Origin of the sequence: Kribbella sp. NPDC051952 (genome assembly GCF_040680855.1) — a bacterium.
GTDB lineage: Bacteria > Actinomycetota > Actinomycetes > Propionibacteriales > Kribbellaceae > Kribbella.
Window position 1 is genome coordinate 176,293 of sequence record NZ_JBFAXQ010000014.1, and the last position, 16,566, is coordinate 192,858.

The 16,566-nt window shown below is 67.6% G+C and carries 13 protein-coding genes; 7 read left to right on the plus strand and 6 right to left on the minus strand.

Annotated features, from left to right (window positions below; genetic code table 11):
* Positions 1 to 65: 65 nt before the first annotated feature.
* The 3 genes from AB0L70_RS25590 to AB0L70_RS25600 form a co-directional block, all read right to left on the minus strand.
* Complete coding sequence (locus tag AB0L70_RS25590; protein WP_363688279.1) at positions 66 to 1,196, minus strand: hypothetical protein; 1,131 nt, start codon at positions 1,194 to 1,196, stop codon at positions 66 to 68.
* Entirely contained in the window at positions 1,193 to 2,464 is a 1,272-nt protein-coding gene (locus tag AB0L70_RS25595) for an SAM-dependent methyltransferase (protein ID WP_363688281.1), read from the minus strand. The genes AB0L70_RS25590 and AB0L70_RS25595 overlap by 4 nt, the downstream gene beginning before the upstream one ends.
* A gap of 96 nt (positions 2,465 to 2,560) precedes the next feature.
* Positions 2,561 to 2,926 carry a hypothetical protein gene (locus tag AB0L70_RS25600; protein WP_363688283.1) on the minus strand — a complete coding sequence of 122 codons (366 nt, stop codon included), beginning with the start codon at positions 2,924 to 2,926 and terminating at the stop codon, positions 2,561 to 2,563.
* Positions 2,927 to 3,089: 163 nt separating this feature from the next.
* Between AB0L70_RS25600 and AB0L70_RS25605 the strand changes: the two genes are divergently transcribed.
* The gene (locus AB0L70_RS25605; RefSeq protein WP_363688285.1) at positions 3,090 to 3,698 is read left to right on the plus strand and encodes a helix-turn-helix domain-containing protein; all 609 of its coding nucleotides are present in this window, start codon (positions 3,090 to 3,092) and stop codon (positions 3,696 to 3,698) included.
* Between the two features lie 5 nt (positions 3,699 to 3,703).
* On the plus strand, positions 3,704 to 5,020 hold the full coding sequence (locus tag AB0L70_RS25610) for an MFS transporter (protein ID WP_363688287.1): 1,317 nt from the start codon (positions 3,704 to 3,706) through the stop codon (positions 5,018 to 5,020).
* Here AB0L70_RS25610 and AB0L70_RS25615 read toward each other — a convergent pair.
* On the minus strand, positions 4,950 to 6,062 hold the full coding sequence (locus AB0L70_RS25615; protein WP_363688289.1) for a hypothetical protein: 1,113 nt from the start codon (positions 6,060 to 6,062) through the stop codon (positions 4,950 to 4,952). The genes AB0L70_RS25610 and AB0L70_RS25615 overlap by 71 nt on opposite strands.
* Before the next feature lie 274 nt (positions 6,063 to 6,336).
* Between AB0L70_RS25615 and AB0L70_RS25620 the strand changes: the two genes are divergently transcribed.
* Genes AB0L70_RS25620 through AB0L70_RS25635 form a run of 4 tightly spaced genes read left to right on the plus strand, consistent with a single transcriptional unit; the run spans position 6,337 to position 12,006 of the window.
* Entirely contained in the window at positions 6,337 to 7,299 is a 963-nt protein-coding gene (locus AB0L70_RS25620; protein ID WP_363688291.1) for a sugar ABC transporter permease, read from the plus strand.
* Positions 7,299 to 8,159, plus strand: coding sequence for a carbohydrate ABC transporter permease (locus tag AB0L70_RS25625; protein WP_363688293.1), 861 nt, complete (start codon positions 7,299 to 7,301; stop codon positions 8,157 to 8,159). The genes AB0L70_RS25620 and AB0L70_RS25625 overlap by 1 nt, the downstream gene beginning before the upstream one ends.
* Before the next feature lie 18 nt (positions 8,160 to 8,177).
* Complete coding sequence (locus AB0L70_RS25630; RefSeq protein WP_363688295.1) at positions 8,178 to 9,488, plus strand: extracellular solute-binding protein; 1,311 nt, start codon at positions 8,178 to 8,180, stop codon at positions 9,486 to 9,488.
* 10 nt (positions 9,489 to 9,498) lie between these two features.
* Positions 9,499 to 12,006, plus strand: coding sequence for a hypothetical protein (locus AB0L70_RS25635; protein WP_363688297.1), 2,508 nt, complete (start codon positions 9,499 to 9,501; stop codon positions 12,004 to 12,006).
* 121 nt (positions 12,007 to 12,127) lie between these two features.
* On the opposite strand, the gene AB0L70_RS25640 is transcribed toward AB0L70_RS25635, so the two are convergent.
* A complete protein-coding gene (locus AB0L70_RS25640; protein ID WP_363688299.1) occupies positions 12,128 to 13,351 on the minus strand; it encodes an alpha/beta fold hydrolase in 1,224 nt (407 codons plus the stop codon).
* Positions 13,352 to 13,462: 111 nt separating this feature from the next.
* Positions 13,463 to 15,148, minus strand: coding sequence for an acyltransferase (locus AB0L70_RS25645; protein WP_363688301.1), 1,686 nt, complete (start codon positions 15,146 to 15,148; stop codon positions 13,463 to 13,465).
* 119 nt (positions 15,149 to 15,267) lie between these two features.
* Between AB0L70_RS25645 and AB0L70_RS25650 the strand changes: the two genes are divergently transcribed.
* Entirely contained in the window at positions 15,268 to 16,353 is a 1,086-nt protein-coding gene (locus AB0L70_RS25650; protein WP_363688303.1) for a LacI family DNA-binding transcriptional regulator, read from the plus strand.
* Positions 16,354 to 16,566: the final 213 nt, after the last annotated feature.

A 16,566-nucleotide genomic window follows, 5' to 3' on the forward strand; every position in this document is an offset into this window, starting at 1 on the left:
CCCTTTTCCCCCAAACAGCCGCCGATCCCCCGGGACGGCGGCTGTTTGCCGTTCGGGGGGGTGGGCTAGGCGTGGTGGCGGCCGTGGGGGGTTGGGGGGGATTGGCCGGTTAGGCGGGCGTTTTCGGCTTGGCGGTCTTGGCGTTCTCGGCGGCCTGGGGGGAAGGTGAGGATGGTGATGATGAAGGCGAAGACGGCGGCGCCGATGATGATCCAGCGGAGGTTGTGGCTCTTGCCGCTGCTGGTGTCGCCGGCGGTGTCGGCTCCGGTGGTGGGTTTGGGCGTCGCGCTGGTACTCGCGGGAGGTTGCGAGGCGGCTTGTTTTGCGGGGATCTGGACCTGGTAGACGGCCGAGTTCGCGCCCTCGTTGCCGGTCAGGACGGTGCTGTCGGTGGGGCCGACGGCAACGGTCTCCCCCTGGCCGAACGGTACGGCGGCACGGGCGACCACGGTCGGGGTCTCGCCCCACGCGACGGTCGCGACATCGACGTACGTACGCAGCACCACCCGCTGACCGTCCGGCAGGAACGTGCCGTCGGTGATCACACCGGACGGCGCCGTGGCCAGCTTGGTGAGCTTGTTCGTGCCCCCACGGGACGGGGCCGGCGGCGCCGCGTAGATCGAGCCGGTGCCCTTGGTCGCCTTGGTGACGATGAACAACTGGCTCGTCCCGGGCTCGACCAGCAGCGTCTCGGCGTCGTGTGCCCCGTCCGGATAGGTGAAGTCGTACCGGTGGTAGCTGATGTTGGGCTCGTCCTGCAGCGTTGTCGGCTCCGGGATCGTGAAGATCTCGACCTGGTCCCGGTTGGCCTTGTTGTCGCCGATGTCCGCGACGTAGATCGTCCCGTCGTCGCCGACGCCGACCGCCTCGACGTCCTTCACCTTCGCCTTGAAACCGACCTCGACCTTCACCTTGCCGGTGGTGTCGATGCCGAACACCCTCGCGGTGTCGCCCGAGTCGTTCGCCGTCCACCACAGGTTCTCGTGCTTGCGGCTCTTCGCCAGCCCCGAGGACTCCTGGATCCGCTCGTCCCGAATGGTGAACAGCTTCTTCGGCGCCGGCGTCGGATCCGCCTGCGGAACCGCTACACCGTCAGCCGCTGATCCAGCCGCCGAGGCGGTCACGGGAAGCGCGGCTCCCGCCACAGCCAGCAGGCTCGCGGCGGTCAGGGCCAACGCAGTCCGAAGACCCCTCACGACACCACCCCAGCTGGAGGCACATTGGACGGGTCCAGGAGGAGTTGGGCCAGGCGTGGGGTTACCTGCCACTCGCCGGTCAGCGCCTCGTACTCGGAGCGTAGGTCGTCGGTCGGCATGGCCCCGGTCCGCGCGGCCCGGAGCAGCAGGTTGCGCGGCGTGTGCTGACTGTCCACGAACTGCACGACCTCCACCCGGTAGCCCACCTGTCTCAGCACCGCCGCCCGCAGCGCATCCGTCAGGACGTCGGCGAACCGCTCACGAACGATGCCATATCTGGTCATCAGCGCATAAGGCGCCGGTGGTGTGACGCTCTTGAGCTGCTTTTGGATGTCGTGATGACAACACGGAGCTGCGAGCACCAGCGGAGCCTCCCAGCCGACGGCCCGGGCCAGCGCGTCGTCGGTCGCCGTGTCGCAGGCGTGCAGCGCCAGTACGACGTCTGGCCGTACGTCGAGCTCCGCATCCTGGATCGTCGCGTCGACGAACCGCAGGTGCTCCTGCCACCCGAGCGCCTCGACCACCCGTGTGTTGCGAGTCCGAGCGGCCGGTGTGCGGTCGATCCCGGTCATCCGTACGTCGTGCCCAGCCTCGCTCAGCAGGTGGTACGCCGCCAGGGTCAGGTAAGCGTTGCCGCAACCCAGGTCGACCACCTGCAGCGGCCGCCCGGTCTTGATCCGCCCCGCCGCGATCGCCTCGTCGACGGCCGGTGCGAGCAGCTTGCAGAACTCGTCGATCTGCTTGTACTTCGACTGCCGTGACGGCTTCACCTTGCCCAGGTGGTCGCTGATCCCGAGCTCGATCAGGAACGGCGCGGCCGGGTCTAGCATCCGCTGCTTCACGCGGTCGTGCCCGGTCTCCTGCTCGCGGCTGTCCTCCTGCCGCTGCAGCAGCTCCTTGCCCTTCTTCGTGTACCGCAGCCGCACCGTCTCGGTCGTCGTCTCGACATGCCACGACCCGTACGGCAGGTCGATCAGCTCGTCGACCGCCTTCTCCGCGTCCGCCCCGGTGACATTGCGGGTGTGGGCCTGGCGTTCGTCGTACTCCGTGATCTGGAGGTGGCGCTGCCCCTTCAGGTCGACGTACCTCAACTCGGTCCGGACGTAGTGCGGCGGCTCCAGGCCGCGGCGACGGCCGGACGCGAGCGCGCGCACCAGACCGGTCTGGTCCAGCAACGCCGCACGGATCACCGACCACGCGCCGGGCTCCCCCTGCGGATCCGGGGTCGAGCCGCCGGCGAGCGGATCGGAGTGCACGTCTGCCTGCATCGCGCCATTGTCTCCGACCGCTCCACCCGATCACAAAAGGGTCTCGTCGACGCGGAGTCGCGGCGGGGAAATTCGCAGTAACCGTGGTCGGTGGACTCATACCAGTTTCTGGTCCTCGCTGAGCAGCCCGAGGGCCCGGAGCCGGTGCGCGATCCCGCCCTCCTGCCGGCCGAGGGCGTCGACCAACGCGTCCTTGGTGGCGCCGTCACGGAACATCTCCCCCAGCGTGTGGTCGTCCTCGGAGGTCCACGGGCGGAACGCGTTCGGATGGTTCCGGCGGGCGGCCTTGATCTTGCGGGTCATCGAACGTGGGTCCATGAACTCGAGCGACCGGATCCGGGCCTGCCGTTGCCGGCCGACCTCCTCCCCGTCGCGCCAGAACAGCACCGCCTCCTCGTCGAACGTCAGCAGATCGGCGTTGACGTCGTAGTAGTCGGCGTCGTCGAGCAGCACTCGCAGCATGGTCGGATCTCCGGTTTCTGTGGGGTTGGTCCCTGGTCGACAGAGAAGATGCCGCGATTCCCCACCAATCCCCGGACCGAATCGCAACCTGTGGACAACCCATCGCACAGAATGTTTGCAAAATCTCTTTGCAAAGAGTCTTTGCAGTCCTACGCTAGGCACCATGACCGAGAAGCACGAGCCCCAAGTGGTGTCCCAGCCGCTGATCGCCGGACGGTCGGTGCGGCTGGATCGGGAGCTGGTCCGCGCACTGGCGCACCCGATGCGGAACCGGATGCTCGGGCTGCTGCGGATCTACGGTCCGCAGACCGCCACCACCCTGGCCGGGCGTCTCGGGGTGAACACCGGAGCGACCAGCTATCACCTCCGGCAGCTCGCTGACGCGGGCCTGGTGGAAGAAGACGACAGTCGCGGGAACGCACGCGACCGGTGGTGGAAGGCAGCTCACCAAGGCACGGAGTTCGACGCGGCCGAGCTGCTGGAGCAGGAGCCCGAGCTGGCGCTGGGGTTCTTGCACGGCATCGGGCAGACGTACACCGAGAACATCTTCAGCTTCATCGACGCGATGCAGACGCTCCCGCCGGAGTGGCAGGAAGCGAGTCTGCTGTCGGACTTCATCTTCCACCTGCGGCCGGAGGAGCTGGCGGCGATGATGCGCGAGGTCATGGCGGTCATGGAGAAGTACAAGACTGCGGACCTCACCGCTCCGCTGCCCGATGGGGCCGAGCAGGTCACCGTGCAACTCCAGGCCTTCCCACGCGAAACCAGGTGACCGCGATGCAACCCGAGAGCGCGATGGAACCTGAGAGCACCGTGCAGCCCGAGCAGCGGTACCGGGCGCCGTTGGTGGCGTTCCTGGTCGCGAACGTCGTGTCGATCTGCGGGACCCGGGTCAGTGCGATCGCAGTGCCGTGGTTCGTCCTGATCACCACCGGATCCCCGGTGAAGACAGGCATGGTGGCTCTCGCGGAGATGACCCCGCTGGTGCTGGTCAAGGCCTTCGGCGGACCGTGGATCGACCGCGTGGGCGCTCGCCGGATCAGCGTGATCGCCGACACCGCGAGTACGGGCGTAGTCGCATTGATCCCCCTCCTCCACACGCTGTACCTGCTGCACTTCCCCACCCTGCTCGTGCTGGTGGCGATCGCGGGAGCACTCAGAGGACCGGGCGATGCGGCCAAGGGCACGCTGGTCCCGGACATCGCCCGAGCGGCCAAGGTGCCGCTGGAACGGGTGACCGGGCTGGAGAGTACGACGGAGCGCCTGGCCAGCTTCTTCGCCTACGCACTGGCCGGCGGCCTGATCACCCTCGTCGGTTCGGTCAACGCCCTGTGGATCGACGCCGCCTCCTTCGGGGTCTGCGCCGTACTCATTGCCCGTTGGATCCCCGCTCACCACGAGAAGGCTCCGAAGACCGAGGAAGGCTACGGCCGGCGGCTTCTGGAGGGCTGGCAGTTCCTGCGCAAGGACAAGCTGATGATGCCGCTCGTGCTGATGATCGCCGTGACCAACCTGCTCGACGCGGCCGTTGGCGCCGTACTGCTTCCGGTTTGGATCAAGGACCATGGCTTCGGCCCCGGCCATACCAGCCTGATTCTCACGTCGTTCGGTGTGACGGCCACGCTGTTCGCGCTGCTCGCGTCCGCGGTCGGCGAGCGCATCCCACGCAAGCTGGTGTTCACCCTCGCGTTCCTGATCTGCGGTGCGCCACGCTTCGTCGTGATGGCGTTCGACGCTCCGATCTGGGCAGTGATGGGCATCTACGCCATCGGCGGTATCGGCGCCGGGTTCATCAACCCCGTGCTCGGAGCGCTCTTCATCGAACGCATCCCCCGGCCGATGCTGGGCCGGGTCAACTCGCTGGCCGACGCGGTCTGCTGGACCGGCGTACCGCTCGGCGGCGTCCTGGCCGGCGCCGCGATCGCCGGGATCGGCCTGGCTCCCGCACTGCTCGGAGCCGGCGCGGTCTACCTGGTCGCGACCATGTCACCGGTGCTGATCGGCCGCCACGAGAACTGGAAAGCTACACCGGATCCGACGGATCCAAAGGGAACGGAGGCTGATCGGGATCCGGTGGCAGTCGCAGCGTCTTAGCCTTGGTCGCCTCGGTCTCCTTGCGCCGGATCCGGTCGCGCTCGGCCTTCAGCAACCCCAGCAGCACCAGGTCGAGCAGCATCCCGAACACCGCCGCGAACTGCGTCCCGGCGAACTGGAACACCTGGGTCATCAACAACGACACCAGCACCGCCAGCTCGAACAGCCGGACCGCCCGGGTCCGATTCCTCCTCCGCAGCTGCCACGCACCCCGCGCCGTGAAGGATGCCGACAGCAAGCTCCCGGCCGCCACTCCTAGTACGGCGAAGTCGGTGAAGACACCGTTGTCGAACCGCACCCCGGCCGCGATCACGGGCGCACCGATCGCCTGGATCACCAGTACGACGACAGCCACGCGAGGCGCGAGTGGATGCGTGGCCAGCCGGTCGAACCCGCGCTGGATCGCCCGCCACGTCATATCCACCGGAGCGGCCAGCTCAACCTCGTCCGGAGGGCACGCCGCCAGCAGCGCCCGCGTCTCCTGACGCCCGGCCACCTCCAGCCTGACCTGGCGCAGTTGCTCCGAGGCCTTCGCCAACCGCCGCCGGGACAGTCCGCCCGCAACACCCTCCACCGCATGGTCGATCACGTTTGCGAGCTGCTCCCGCTCGTCGATCGGCCGCCGGGTGGTGAGGAACCTGGTTGCCAGCACGATCAGCACGAAGACGACATACACGATCGCCGCGGTCGGTTGGTAGAAGTAGTCGTTGTCCGAGGTGACGAACTTGCCCACCTCGTCGATGAACAGGCCGAAGCCGACGCCCCCGACCAGTGCGGCCGCGGGACGTACGACGGGTCCGACGTACCCGAGCAGCAGCGAGATCGACACCAGCATCAACAGTCCGCCCGGGAGCACGTGGGCGATGTGCAGGCCCTTCCCGCCGATCTGCGGGTAGCCGCTCAGACTCAGGATCAGGCGGGTCACCAGCACCGTCGCTACCCCGGACACCACGAAGGTGGTCAGGTGCTCGGCCGACCGCACGTTGCGGACCAGCCCGGCCCTCATCAGGTACGACGATCGCGTGCCGGTGGTGCTCGTCATTGGCGGGACGTTACCCGTCTTGGCGCCAACTCACCGCCCAAGGCCCGTTTCACGCTCATGAATACGAATGCACTCCGGTATTGCGCATCTACCGAGAGCGACCTAATCTCTCGCGTAGCGGAACATCACTTCCACCAAGTGGTAACTCTGCGGCATTGCAGCCTGCCCGCAACCCCACCGGCCGAAGTCCTTCGAGAGACCCGAACTGAAGGCTTCGGCCGATTTTCCGGCCGGTTTCTACATCGGTGAAGAAGGACTTTGAAAGGAGGCCACCATGAGCATGAGAACCGAGCTCTCTGCTCCGGCGGGCCGCGCACCGACAGCTGAGATCCCTCCCCCGGCGGCACGACCCAGACCCCGTCGACGCACTGATCGGGTCGCGTATCTCTTCCTGGGCCCGTGGTTCGTCGGGCTGATCCTGCTCACGGCGGGACCGCTGATCGGGTCGCTGTACCTGTCGTTCACCAAGTTCAACCTGCTGCAGCCACCCGCGTGGAACGGCTTCGGCAACTACGTGAAGATGTTCACCGACGACCCGCGCTACCTGCAGTCGTTGAAGGTCACCTTCATCTACGTCGCGCTGACCGTCCCACTGCAGCTGGGCTTCGCGCTGGCGGTCGCGGTCATGCTGAACCGCCCACTGCGCGGAATGGCGTGGTACCGGTCGATCTACTACATCCCCTCGCTGCTCGGTGGCAGTGTCGCGATCGCGGTGATCTGGGGGCAACTGTTCGACGACGACGGCGTACTGAACGCCTTCCTCGCGTTCTTCGGCGTCGGCGGCCGCAGCTGGATCTCCAACCCGGACACCGCGCTCTACACGCTCGTACTACTGAACATCTGGCAGTTCGGCTCGCCGATGGTGATCTTCCTGGCCGGGCTCAAACAGATCCCCCAGGAGTTGTACGACGCGGCCTCGGTGGACGGGGCGAATCCCTGGCGGCGGTTCTGGTCGGTCACGGTGCCGCTGCTGACCCCGATCATCTTCTTCAACGTGGTGCTACAGATCATCCAGGCCTTCCAGGCCTTCACCCCCGCGTACGTCGTGAGCGGCGGCAGCGGTGGCCCGTCGGACTCCACGTTGTTCTACACGCTGTACCTGTACCAGCAGGGTTTCACGAACCTGAACATGGGCTACGCGTCCGCGATGGCGTGGGTGCTGCTGCTGATCATCGCCACCTTCACGCTGATCAACTTCGGGCTCGCCCGCCGCTGGGTCTACTACGAGGACCGCTGATGACGACTCTCCAGCACCTTCCCGCAGACCGCCGGCGCGGACGCCGGTGGCTGACCCACCTCGCACTGATCGCCGGAACCCTGGTGATGGTCTATCCGCTGCTCTGGATGGTCGGCGGATCGTTCAAGAACGAGCAGGACATCTTCTCCCAGCTCAATCCGTTCCCCGGTTCGCTGGATCCGCGCAACTACATCGCCGGCTGGACCGCGACCGATCCGACCTTCACCCGGTTCTACGTCAACTCGCTGCTGATCGCCGTACTCGCGGTGGCCGGGAACGTGATCGCGTGCACTCTCACGGCGTACGCGTTCGCCCGGCTGGAGTTCCGCGGCAAGAAGGTGTTCTTCGGCATCATGCTCGGTTCGATCATGTTGCCGGCGCACGCGCTGCTGATCCCGCAGTACGTGCTGTTCTTCCACCTCGGCTGGGTGAACACCTATCTCCCGCTGGTGGTGCCGAAGTTCCTGGCCACCGACGCGTTCTTCATCTTCTTGATGGTCCAGTTCATCCGGACGATCCCGCGCACGCTGGACGAGGCCGCGATGATCGACGGCTGCGGCAAGGTCCGCATCTTCAGCCGCATCATCCTGCCGCTGACCGGGCCGGTGCTGATCACCACGATGATCTTCACCTTCATCTGGACCTACAACGACTTCTTCGCGCAGCTGATCTACCTGTCCTATCCCAGCAGCGAGACCGTACCGGTCGCCCTGCGGCGTTTCGTCGACGCGACCGGCGACTCGTCGTACGGGCAACTGCTGGCCATGTCGGTGCTGTCGCTGGTGCCGACCTTCATCGTCTTCCTCCTCGCCCAGCGCCGGATCGTCGAGGGCATCGCCACGACCGGCCTCAAGGGCTAGCCCGAAAGGACCTCAGTCATGACCACACCACTCAACCGGCGGCGCTTCCTGCAGGCCGGACTCGCGGCCGGCGTACTCGCACCCCTGCTGTCGGCCTGCAACCTCGACCCCGCGGCCAAGGACGCGAAGAACTCGGTCCGGTTCAGCAGCTACGGCGACCCGACCAAGCTCGGGCTGCGCAGCAAGCTCGCGGACCAGTACACCTCGAGCCATCCGGACGTGAAGATGGTCTTCGAGGGCACCGCGACCGCGGAGTACTGGGACAAGCTCGCCACCCAGATGGCCGGCGGCAACGCGCCGGACGTGATCAACATCGACATCGCCCGGATCGGCCAGTACGGCGCGGCCGGTGCGCTGCAGTCGCTGGAAAAGTACATCCCGGACACCATCGACACCAAACCGTTCGACAAGAACCTGCTCAGCCAGGGCCAGTTGAAGGGCGAGCAGTTCGGCATCCCGGTCGCGATGGGTGCCTACAGCATGGGGTACGACGTGACCGTACTCGACAAGCTCGGTCTGGAGCACCCGAAGGAGACCTGGACCTGGTCCGACTTCGCGACCCTGGCCAACGAGATCCGGCAGAAGTCCGGCAAGAAGATCTACGGCGCGGAAGACCCCAGTGGGGACACTGCGTCGTTGCAGATCTTCCTGCGGGGCAAGGGCGAGGACCTGTACAGGGACGGCGCCCTCGCGTTCACCGAGGCCTCGCTGACCGAGTGGTTCGAGTACTGGGCCGCGCTGCGGGCGACCGGCGGCACGATCCCCGCCGACATCGCCGCGCAGGCCAAGTACGGCGACTGGCCGACCAGCCCGCTGGTCAAGAAGCAGGCCGCGCTCGCGCACATCCACACGCCCAACCTCAAGGGCGGTTTCCAGGACCTGACCAAGAACACCATCGACATCACCCTGCCGCCGCGGAACACGAAGGACGGCAAGTGCGGAACGTTCCCGGCGCCGAGCAGCTACCTGTCGCTGAACGCCAAGAGCCAGCGCGCGGACGACGCCGCCGGGTTCATCAACTGGTTCGCCAACGGCGAGGAGGCCGCGAAGACCCTGCGGCTGATCAGCGGACCGCCCGCCTCGGCGGCCGGCCGGGACGTGCTGCTGAAGGGCAGCGACCTGTCGGCCAGCGAGAAGCAGGTGCTTGCCTATACCGACCTGGCCCTGAAGAACGCCTTCGCCCCGCCGCAGGCCAGTCCGGCCGCGTCGACCGCCGTCGGCGACCTGTTGCTGAAGACCAGCCAGGACATCGCCTTCGGGAAGATCTCGATCAAGCAGGGCGTACCGAAGTTCATCGCCGACGCCGGCAAAACCCTTGACGGCAAGTGATTGGAGTCCCATGTCTGAGACCACCACCGGCCCCGTCGTCACCTGGGCGACCGAGCAACTCGCCCAAGCCCTGGCAGCGAACGGGATCACCGATGCGCCGGTGATCCGGCCGGCCACCCCGGACGAGGTCCCCGCCGCCGACCTCGCCGCCGTACCCGAGTCGTACGCCGTCCTCCGCGTCGACGGCGACATCGTTGTCGTCAGCAACGATGAGGTGGGCCTCCGGTGCGCGCTGCTCGAGCTCGCGGACCGGGTCGCGGCCGGCCAGGACCTCGCGAGTACGACGCCTTTCGCCGAGCAGCCCGCCGTACCGGTCCGGGGCGTGGTGCGGTCGTTCTCCAGCGTGGACGAGGACACGCCCTGGTTCCACGACAAGCAGTTCTGGACCGACTACCTGACCTGGCTGGCCGCGTCCCGGTTCAACCGGTTCCACCTGGCGCTCGGCATGCAGTACAACTACGGCGCCGACCGGCGTGGTGCCACTGACAACTACCTCTGTCTGGCCTATCCGTTCCTGTTCGACGTCGACGGCTACGACGTACGGGCCGAAGGGGTCGACGCGGACGAGCAGAAGCGCAACCTGGAGACACTGCGCTTCATCGCCGCCGAGAGCAAGCGGCGTGGGCTGAAGTTCCAGCTCGGTCTGTGGAACCACGCGTACGACTACGGCCGGGACTCGGTGCACCGATACCCGATCACGGGGATCGACGCGGAGAACCACGCGGCGTACTGCAAGGCGGGCATCGCTCGGTTGCTCACCGACGTTCCTGACATCGAGGGGCTCACGTTCCGGGTGCACTACGAGGGCGGCATCCCCGACGACAAGCACGAGATCTTCTGGCGCGCGGTGTTCGAGGGAGCCAACTCGGTCGGCCGGCCGCTCGAGATCGACATGCACGCCAAGGGTGTCGACCAGGCTCTGCTGGACGCCGTCGACCTGCCGAACCTGTCCCCGGTGCTGTCCGCGAAGTACTGGGCCGAGCACGTCGGGCTCCCGTACCACCAGGCCTCGATCCGGGCCAAGGAGACCGCCAAGCCGATCCCGGCCGGCCACGAGATGAAGGGCATCACCGAGTTCTCCCGCCGGTTCACCCGCTACGGGTACGGCGACTTCCTGCGCGAGGACCGGACGGTCGACCTGATGTTCCGGGTCTGGCCGGGAACACAGAAGCTCCTCGCGTGGGGCGATCCCGCGATCGCGGCCGGGTACGGACGGTTGTCCACGTTCGGTGGATCCCGCGGAGTCGACCTGTGTGAACCCCTGTTCTTCAAGGGCCGCCACGGCAGTGGTGAAGTCGGCGGGCGCGATCCGTACGTCCGCGAGGACCTCAAGCTCCCCGGCAACCGGGAGTGGACCAAATACCGCTACGGCTACCTCTTGTGGGGCCGGCTGCTCTACAACCCCGATGCCGAGCCCGAGACGTGGCGCCGCCATCTGCGGTCGACGTACGGCGAGGCCGCGGCGGACGTGGAGGACGCGCTGAGTCCGCTCAGCCGGATCCTCCCCCTGGTGACCGTGGTCCACGGCGTCGGCGGGTCCAACAACGGCTACTGGCCGGAGGTCTACCTCAACCTCCCGATCTCGTCGCGCGTGCACTCGGATCACTACGCCGGCGACACCGAGCCGCCGGCGAACTGGGGTGGCGTCAGCCCGTTCGACCCGACCACCTTCTACGGCATCGACGAGTACGTCGCGGCTCTGGCCGGTCGGACGCTCTCCGCGAAGTACACGCCGCTGGAAGTGGCCGCATGGATCGAGCAACTGGTCACCGACGGACAACAGGCCCTCGCGCGAGCCCAAGCGTCAGCGGACCAGTCGGACGCGCAGGTACGCCGGATGATGATCGACCTGGAGATCCTGGTCCGGTTGGGCCGGTTCTTCGCCGGCAAGTTCCGGGCGGCGGTCGACTACTCGATCTTCCGCACCACCGAGGACATCAGCTCTTTGCAGTCGGCCCTACGCCACTACCGGGTCGCACGGGACGCGTACGCCGAGATCCCGGGCATCGTCGAGGGTGTGTACCAGCGGGACCTCCGCTTCGGGATCGAGGCCTCCGAACACGGCCACTGGGCGGATCGAGTCCCGGACATGGACGCCGACCTGGCCGCCCTCAACGAGGAACTGCGGGACGCGGCGGGCACGGAACCGGCGGCCGCGTTGCTGGCGGCACCGATCCGGCCCATTGCGCCCGGCGTGGAGCACACAGTGCCGGAGAGCTTCGACAGGGGCAAACCGGTCACGCTCACCCTGGACGTGGTGGCTCCGGCGGTGGTCGGCGCGACCCTGCACTACCGGCACGTGGACCAGTCCGAGTCCTGGCAGCAGGTCCCGATGGAGCTGTCCGGGCAGACCCTGTCCGGACAGATCGACGGTGACTACACGGCTTCGACGTACCCGCTGATGTACTTCTTCAGCGTGCGGCACCGTGACGGCGGGCAGGCGCTCTACCCGGGTCTGGCCGCCGACCTGTCCAACCAGCCGTACGTCGTCCTGGGCTCCGCGACCGTCAGCGCATGAACGCTGCGATCACGACGATCGCGACGAGCGCTGCCAGTACGACAGAGGTGACGAGTCGACGGGTCCGGGGGTCCACTCGCTCAGGCTAGTGGACCCCCGTCCGGGTCGCTCACACCAGGGATCAGGACGTGCAGGTTGCCGGGGCGGTGCGCCCGGCGAAGCGGTCGGCGGTCCAGGCGAGGATGTCGGGCATCGCGCCGTCGTCGATGCCTTGCACCCACGGGTAGGTGTCGTGCTCGAGACCGGGGTAAGTCTTGTAGGTCAGGCGCGTCCCGAGCCGGCACAGGTTCTTCGCGATCTGGTCGGTGACGCCGACCGGAACGACGGTGTCGGCCTCGCCCTGGAGCAGCAGCACCGGTCCGCCGAGCGCCCGGGTCCCGGCCGAGTTGTCCCGCAGGTACTTCCGGAAGGCGGGGTCGGTCGAGTACGCCGGGGTGACCAGCTGCGGCCCGGTCAGATCGGCGTACGCCGCGAACGCCGCACCCAGGCAGCCGACCGCGGTGATGCCGATCCGGGAGTAGGCCTCGGCGCTGAGCAGGCGCTGGGGCTGGACCGACGGGTCGCTGAAGTGCGCGCCCTGGGCAATCATCGCCGCGAAGGCGCCGTACCCGGGGGTCGCGGCAACGTGGGCGACGACCTCGGACAGGTCGGCGACCGGAGACGTGAGGACGGTCCCGAGGTACCCGGGCTGCGGGAGGATGCGCTGCCGCTCGGCAACGCCCATTGCCGCCCCGCCACCCTGTGAGTGACCCCAGAGCACCCACCGGGACGACAGGTCCGACCGCACCCGACGGGCGGCCTGCTGGCCGAAGATGACGTCGTTCGCCTCGGCGGTCTTGTTGACGAGCTCAGGCTTACCGTCGGTGCCGAGGCCGGCGTAGTCGGGCGCGACGACCGCGAAGCCGCGGTTGACGAAGGCCAGCATCTGGTTGCCGTGGTAGAGGTCCTTCATCAGCGACGGCGCACACGGCCGGCCGATCCCGCTCGAGCCGTGCGCGTCCACGACGACCGGCCAGCCACCGGCCGGCGCCTTGCCCTTCGGCACCAGGACGACGGCGGTCGTGGCCACATCGCGACCGGACGAGGTCCGCGAGTGGTACATGATGCGCGTTGCCGGCACAGTGACCCCGCCGACGCTGTAGTCGGTCGTCACCTGCTTCCGGATCACGGTTCCCGGCAGCGCCCAGGGCGACGCCGGTGGTGGATCGTAGAACGAGGTTCGTGGTACGGCGTTCTGCTGCTGCAGATCCAGCTGGCATTGCACATCGCAGTCGGCCGCCTGTGCCGGGGCGGCCAGGCCCGTCACCGCCGCAGCCGCGGCGATGAAGGTGATGAGGTGTCGCACTTCGATCTCCAGAATGCTTGGGCCACCCCCAATGGGTCAGCCACCGCACCCCAGGACACGGCCCACCGTCGCGCTTGTGACGTCCCGGCGCGTGATCTACCTCTCAGGCCCCTACCTCGGCGTGACCAGCGGCTCGGGACGGTGCACGCCGCGGGGGCGGTAGCCGAGGTCGTCGGACAGGCCGAGGTAGTCGGAGAGCAACCAGATGATGGACAGCCACATCTCGGTGCCTTGCAGGCCAGGGATTGCGCGGTCGTCGGTGCCGTCCGGGGCGAAGGCGAAACCGGCGCCGTCGACCCAGCGGTCGAGGATCCGGGTGAGCTGGTCCTCGGCCCAGCGGAGGCCCTCCTGCTGACCGTGTTCGGTCTGCTTGCGGGCGAGCCAGAGCGGGTGGATCACGTCGAGGACGTTGCACGAGTTGTAGTTGTCGCCGGTGAACATCCGCCGGTCATTGCTGTGAGCAAGCACCGTGGTGACGGCCTGTTCGGGGTACGGCAGCGGTAGGCCGAACTGGGCGTAGGTGCCGCGGGTCAGGCGGTAGAAGCCGTTGACCACCTGCAGCCAGCCGTCGTCGGGATGCGGCTGCCCCCAAGCTCCGGTGGATGGGTCGGCGGCGATGGTGAGCCAGCCGATCAGAGGCTCCAACGGGCCGGACTCCTTGTGGTCGTGGAGGTTCCGGGCCAGAGCGGTGCCGAGGGCATCGATTCCGGAACCGGCCGACCAGGCATTTCTTGCCCAGGGCAAGTTGTCGAGCTGGTCGAAGGTGAAGTCCGTCCGGATGGGGTGTTCGAAGGAACTGTCGAGGACCTGGAGTGCGTAGCCGACACACAGGATGTGGTAGCTCGCCGGGCCCTTCAGAACGGAGAGTTCCGCGTCGGACGGGAGCTCGAGACCGGCGTCGGAGAGGTCTCCGGGCGCGACCAGTCCGGTGGTCGGATCCTGGCGGGCGCGGAGCCGGCGGACCAGGTCGTCGCGAGTGTGACCGGCCGGCGTACGACGGAGCAGTACGTCGGCAATCTCGATCGCATCGCACCACGGGCGGATGGCCGGCTCGTGGTTGAGTCCGGGGCGGTCGACGAACCGTTCGCCATCCCAGGACCTGGCGAGGAGGTCGTCCACCTGATCCCGGGCTTTGGCGGCGAAGGTGGTCAGACGCTCAGGTAGATCGCCGGAAGCAATCAACGAGGCGGAGATGATGGGGGCGGCCGGCGTCGCTTCGGTAGCTGTGGTGGTGAGGGCCGGCTCGCGGGATCTCAGCACTCGAGCGGGATTACCTGCTGCGATCGTGTTGGCGGGAACGTCCTTCGTGACGACCGCGCCGGCGCCGATGATCGTGTGCGGGCCGATCGTGACGCCATCGAGGATGGTGACGTTCGAGCCGATCCAGACGTCGTCGGCAATCGTGATGCCGATCGCCGTGTGTGGCTGCTTGAAGATCGGGCGGCCGGGCTCGGTGCCGTGGTTGAAAGCGAGCAACGAGGTGTGGGCGCCGATCCGGACACCGTCGCCGATGGTGATCCGGCCGCGGACGGTGGCGAACGGATTGATCGTCGAGTCGGATCCGAGCACGATCTGGCCGGTCACGTAGGCGTGCGCGGCGATGTACGAGCGCTCCCCCATCCGGAGCTCGTCGCAGTACACGGCGGCCGACTCGGCGACGTACACGTCGGCGGCCAGTTCGACCGTCCCGTCGAGACCCGACTGGCGTTCGGCCTGGCGCGCGCGCTCCTCCTCCGAGGCCTTCCGCGCGTACTCCCACGGCAGGAAATCCAGTCGCAACGGCTCGTCAGAGGTCATGGGAAAACGCTATCCAAATCTCGAGACTACCGCTAGGCCCGATCCGAGGAGTGATCGAACCAACCCTTGCCCACGGATGCCGCTGCTAATCTCCCGTCTGTGCGGGGTAGCAGGCAACGATGACGACAACCGGGACTCTGGCCGGCGGTGAAGGTGACGACGACGGTACGGCGAGCACCAGTGGGCGCCGGAGTCACCGGGTCACCATCAGCGATCTCGCGCGCCGTCTGCACATCTCGAAGGCCTCGGTCTCGTACGCACTGAACGGCCGGGCCGGCGTCTCCGAGGAGACCCGCCAACGGGTGCTCGATCTCGCCGAGGAGCTGGGTTTCCACCCGAACTCGGCCGCCGTCGCCCTCTCCGCGAGCCGGACCCGGACGATCGGCATCGTGGTCGCCCGTGACCCGGCGCTGATCTCGACCGAAGCGTTCTACATGCGCACGCTGGTCGGCATCGAGCAGTACCTGAACGAGGTCGACTCGTCGCTGCTGCTCCGACTCACGGGCGAGCACGGCGAAGATCTCGACGTACTGCGGCGCTGGTCCCGGCAGGGGCGGGTCGACGGGTTCATCCTGTTCGACGAGCACAACGACGACCCGCGGATCCCTGTGCTCAAAGAGCTCGGGGTGCCGTGCGTGGTGGTCAGCTCGAACGATCCGGACGACGCTGTCGGGCGGCTGATCAGCTCGCCCGAGGAGACCGTCACGCTCCTGCTCGACCACCTGGTCGCACTGGGGCATCGCGACATCGCGCACATCAGCGGGCCGTTCACGTTCGTCCACGAGCAACTGCGCGTGCGGATGCTGCAGGAACAGGCAGCGCAGCACGGGATCACGGTGCGGCACGTCGAGGGCAGCTACCGGTACGACGACGGCGCCGAACTGACCCGGCAATTGCTCACCGCTCCGAACCCGCCGACCGCGATCGTGCTCGGCAACGACCTGATGGCGGTCGCCGCCCTCCGGGTCGCGATGGACCTCGGTACGGCGGTGCCCGGTGAGGTCTCGATCCTCGCCTGGGACGACTCCCCGCTGTGCGAGCTCGCCCGGCCCGGGATCACCGCGATCGACCAGAAAACGATGGAACGCGGCCGCGCGGCCGCCGATCTCCTGCTCCGGATAGCAGCCGGCGAACCCGACCTGCATGAACAGGCCCCCGCCGGGGAACTGCGAGCAAGAGAATCCTCCGGCCCGGCACCCCGCTAGCACCGGCACCGGCGGGGGCACCGGCACCGGCGGGGGATATCCCCGCGAATACACCGTTCTCCGCTCGTGCGAGAGGGGAGAACGGTCAACACGAGGGGATATCCCGGCGAGACTCCGGGCGGACGAGTTCAAGACTCTGTGAATTCGGGTGGATTCGGAGAGTGTTGGATTGCGTTTGCCGGGGTCTCGGTAGAGGTTGGATGAGTCACGAGG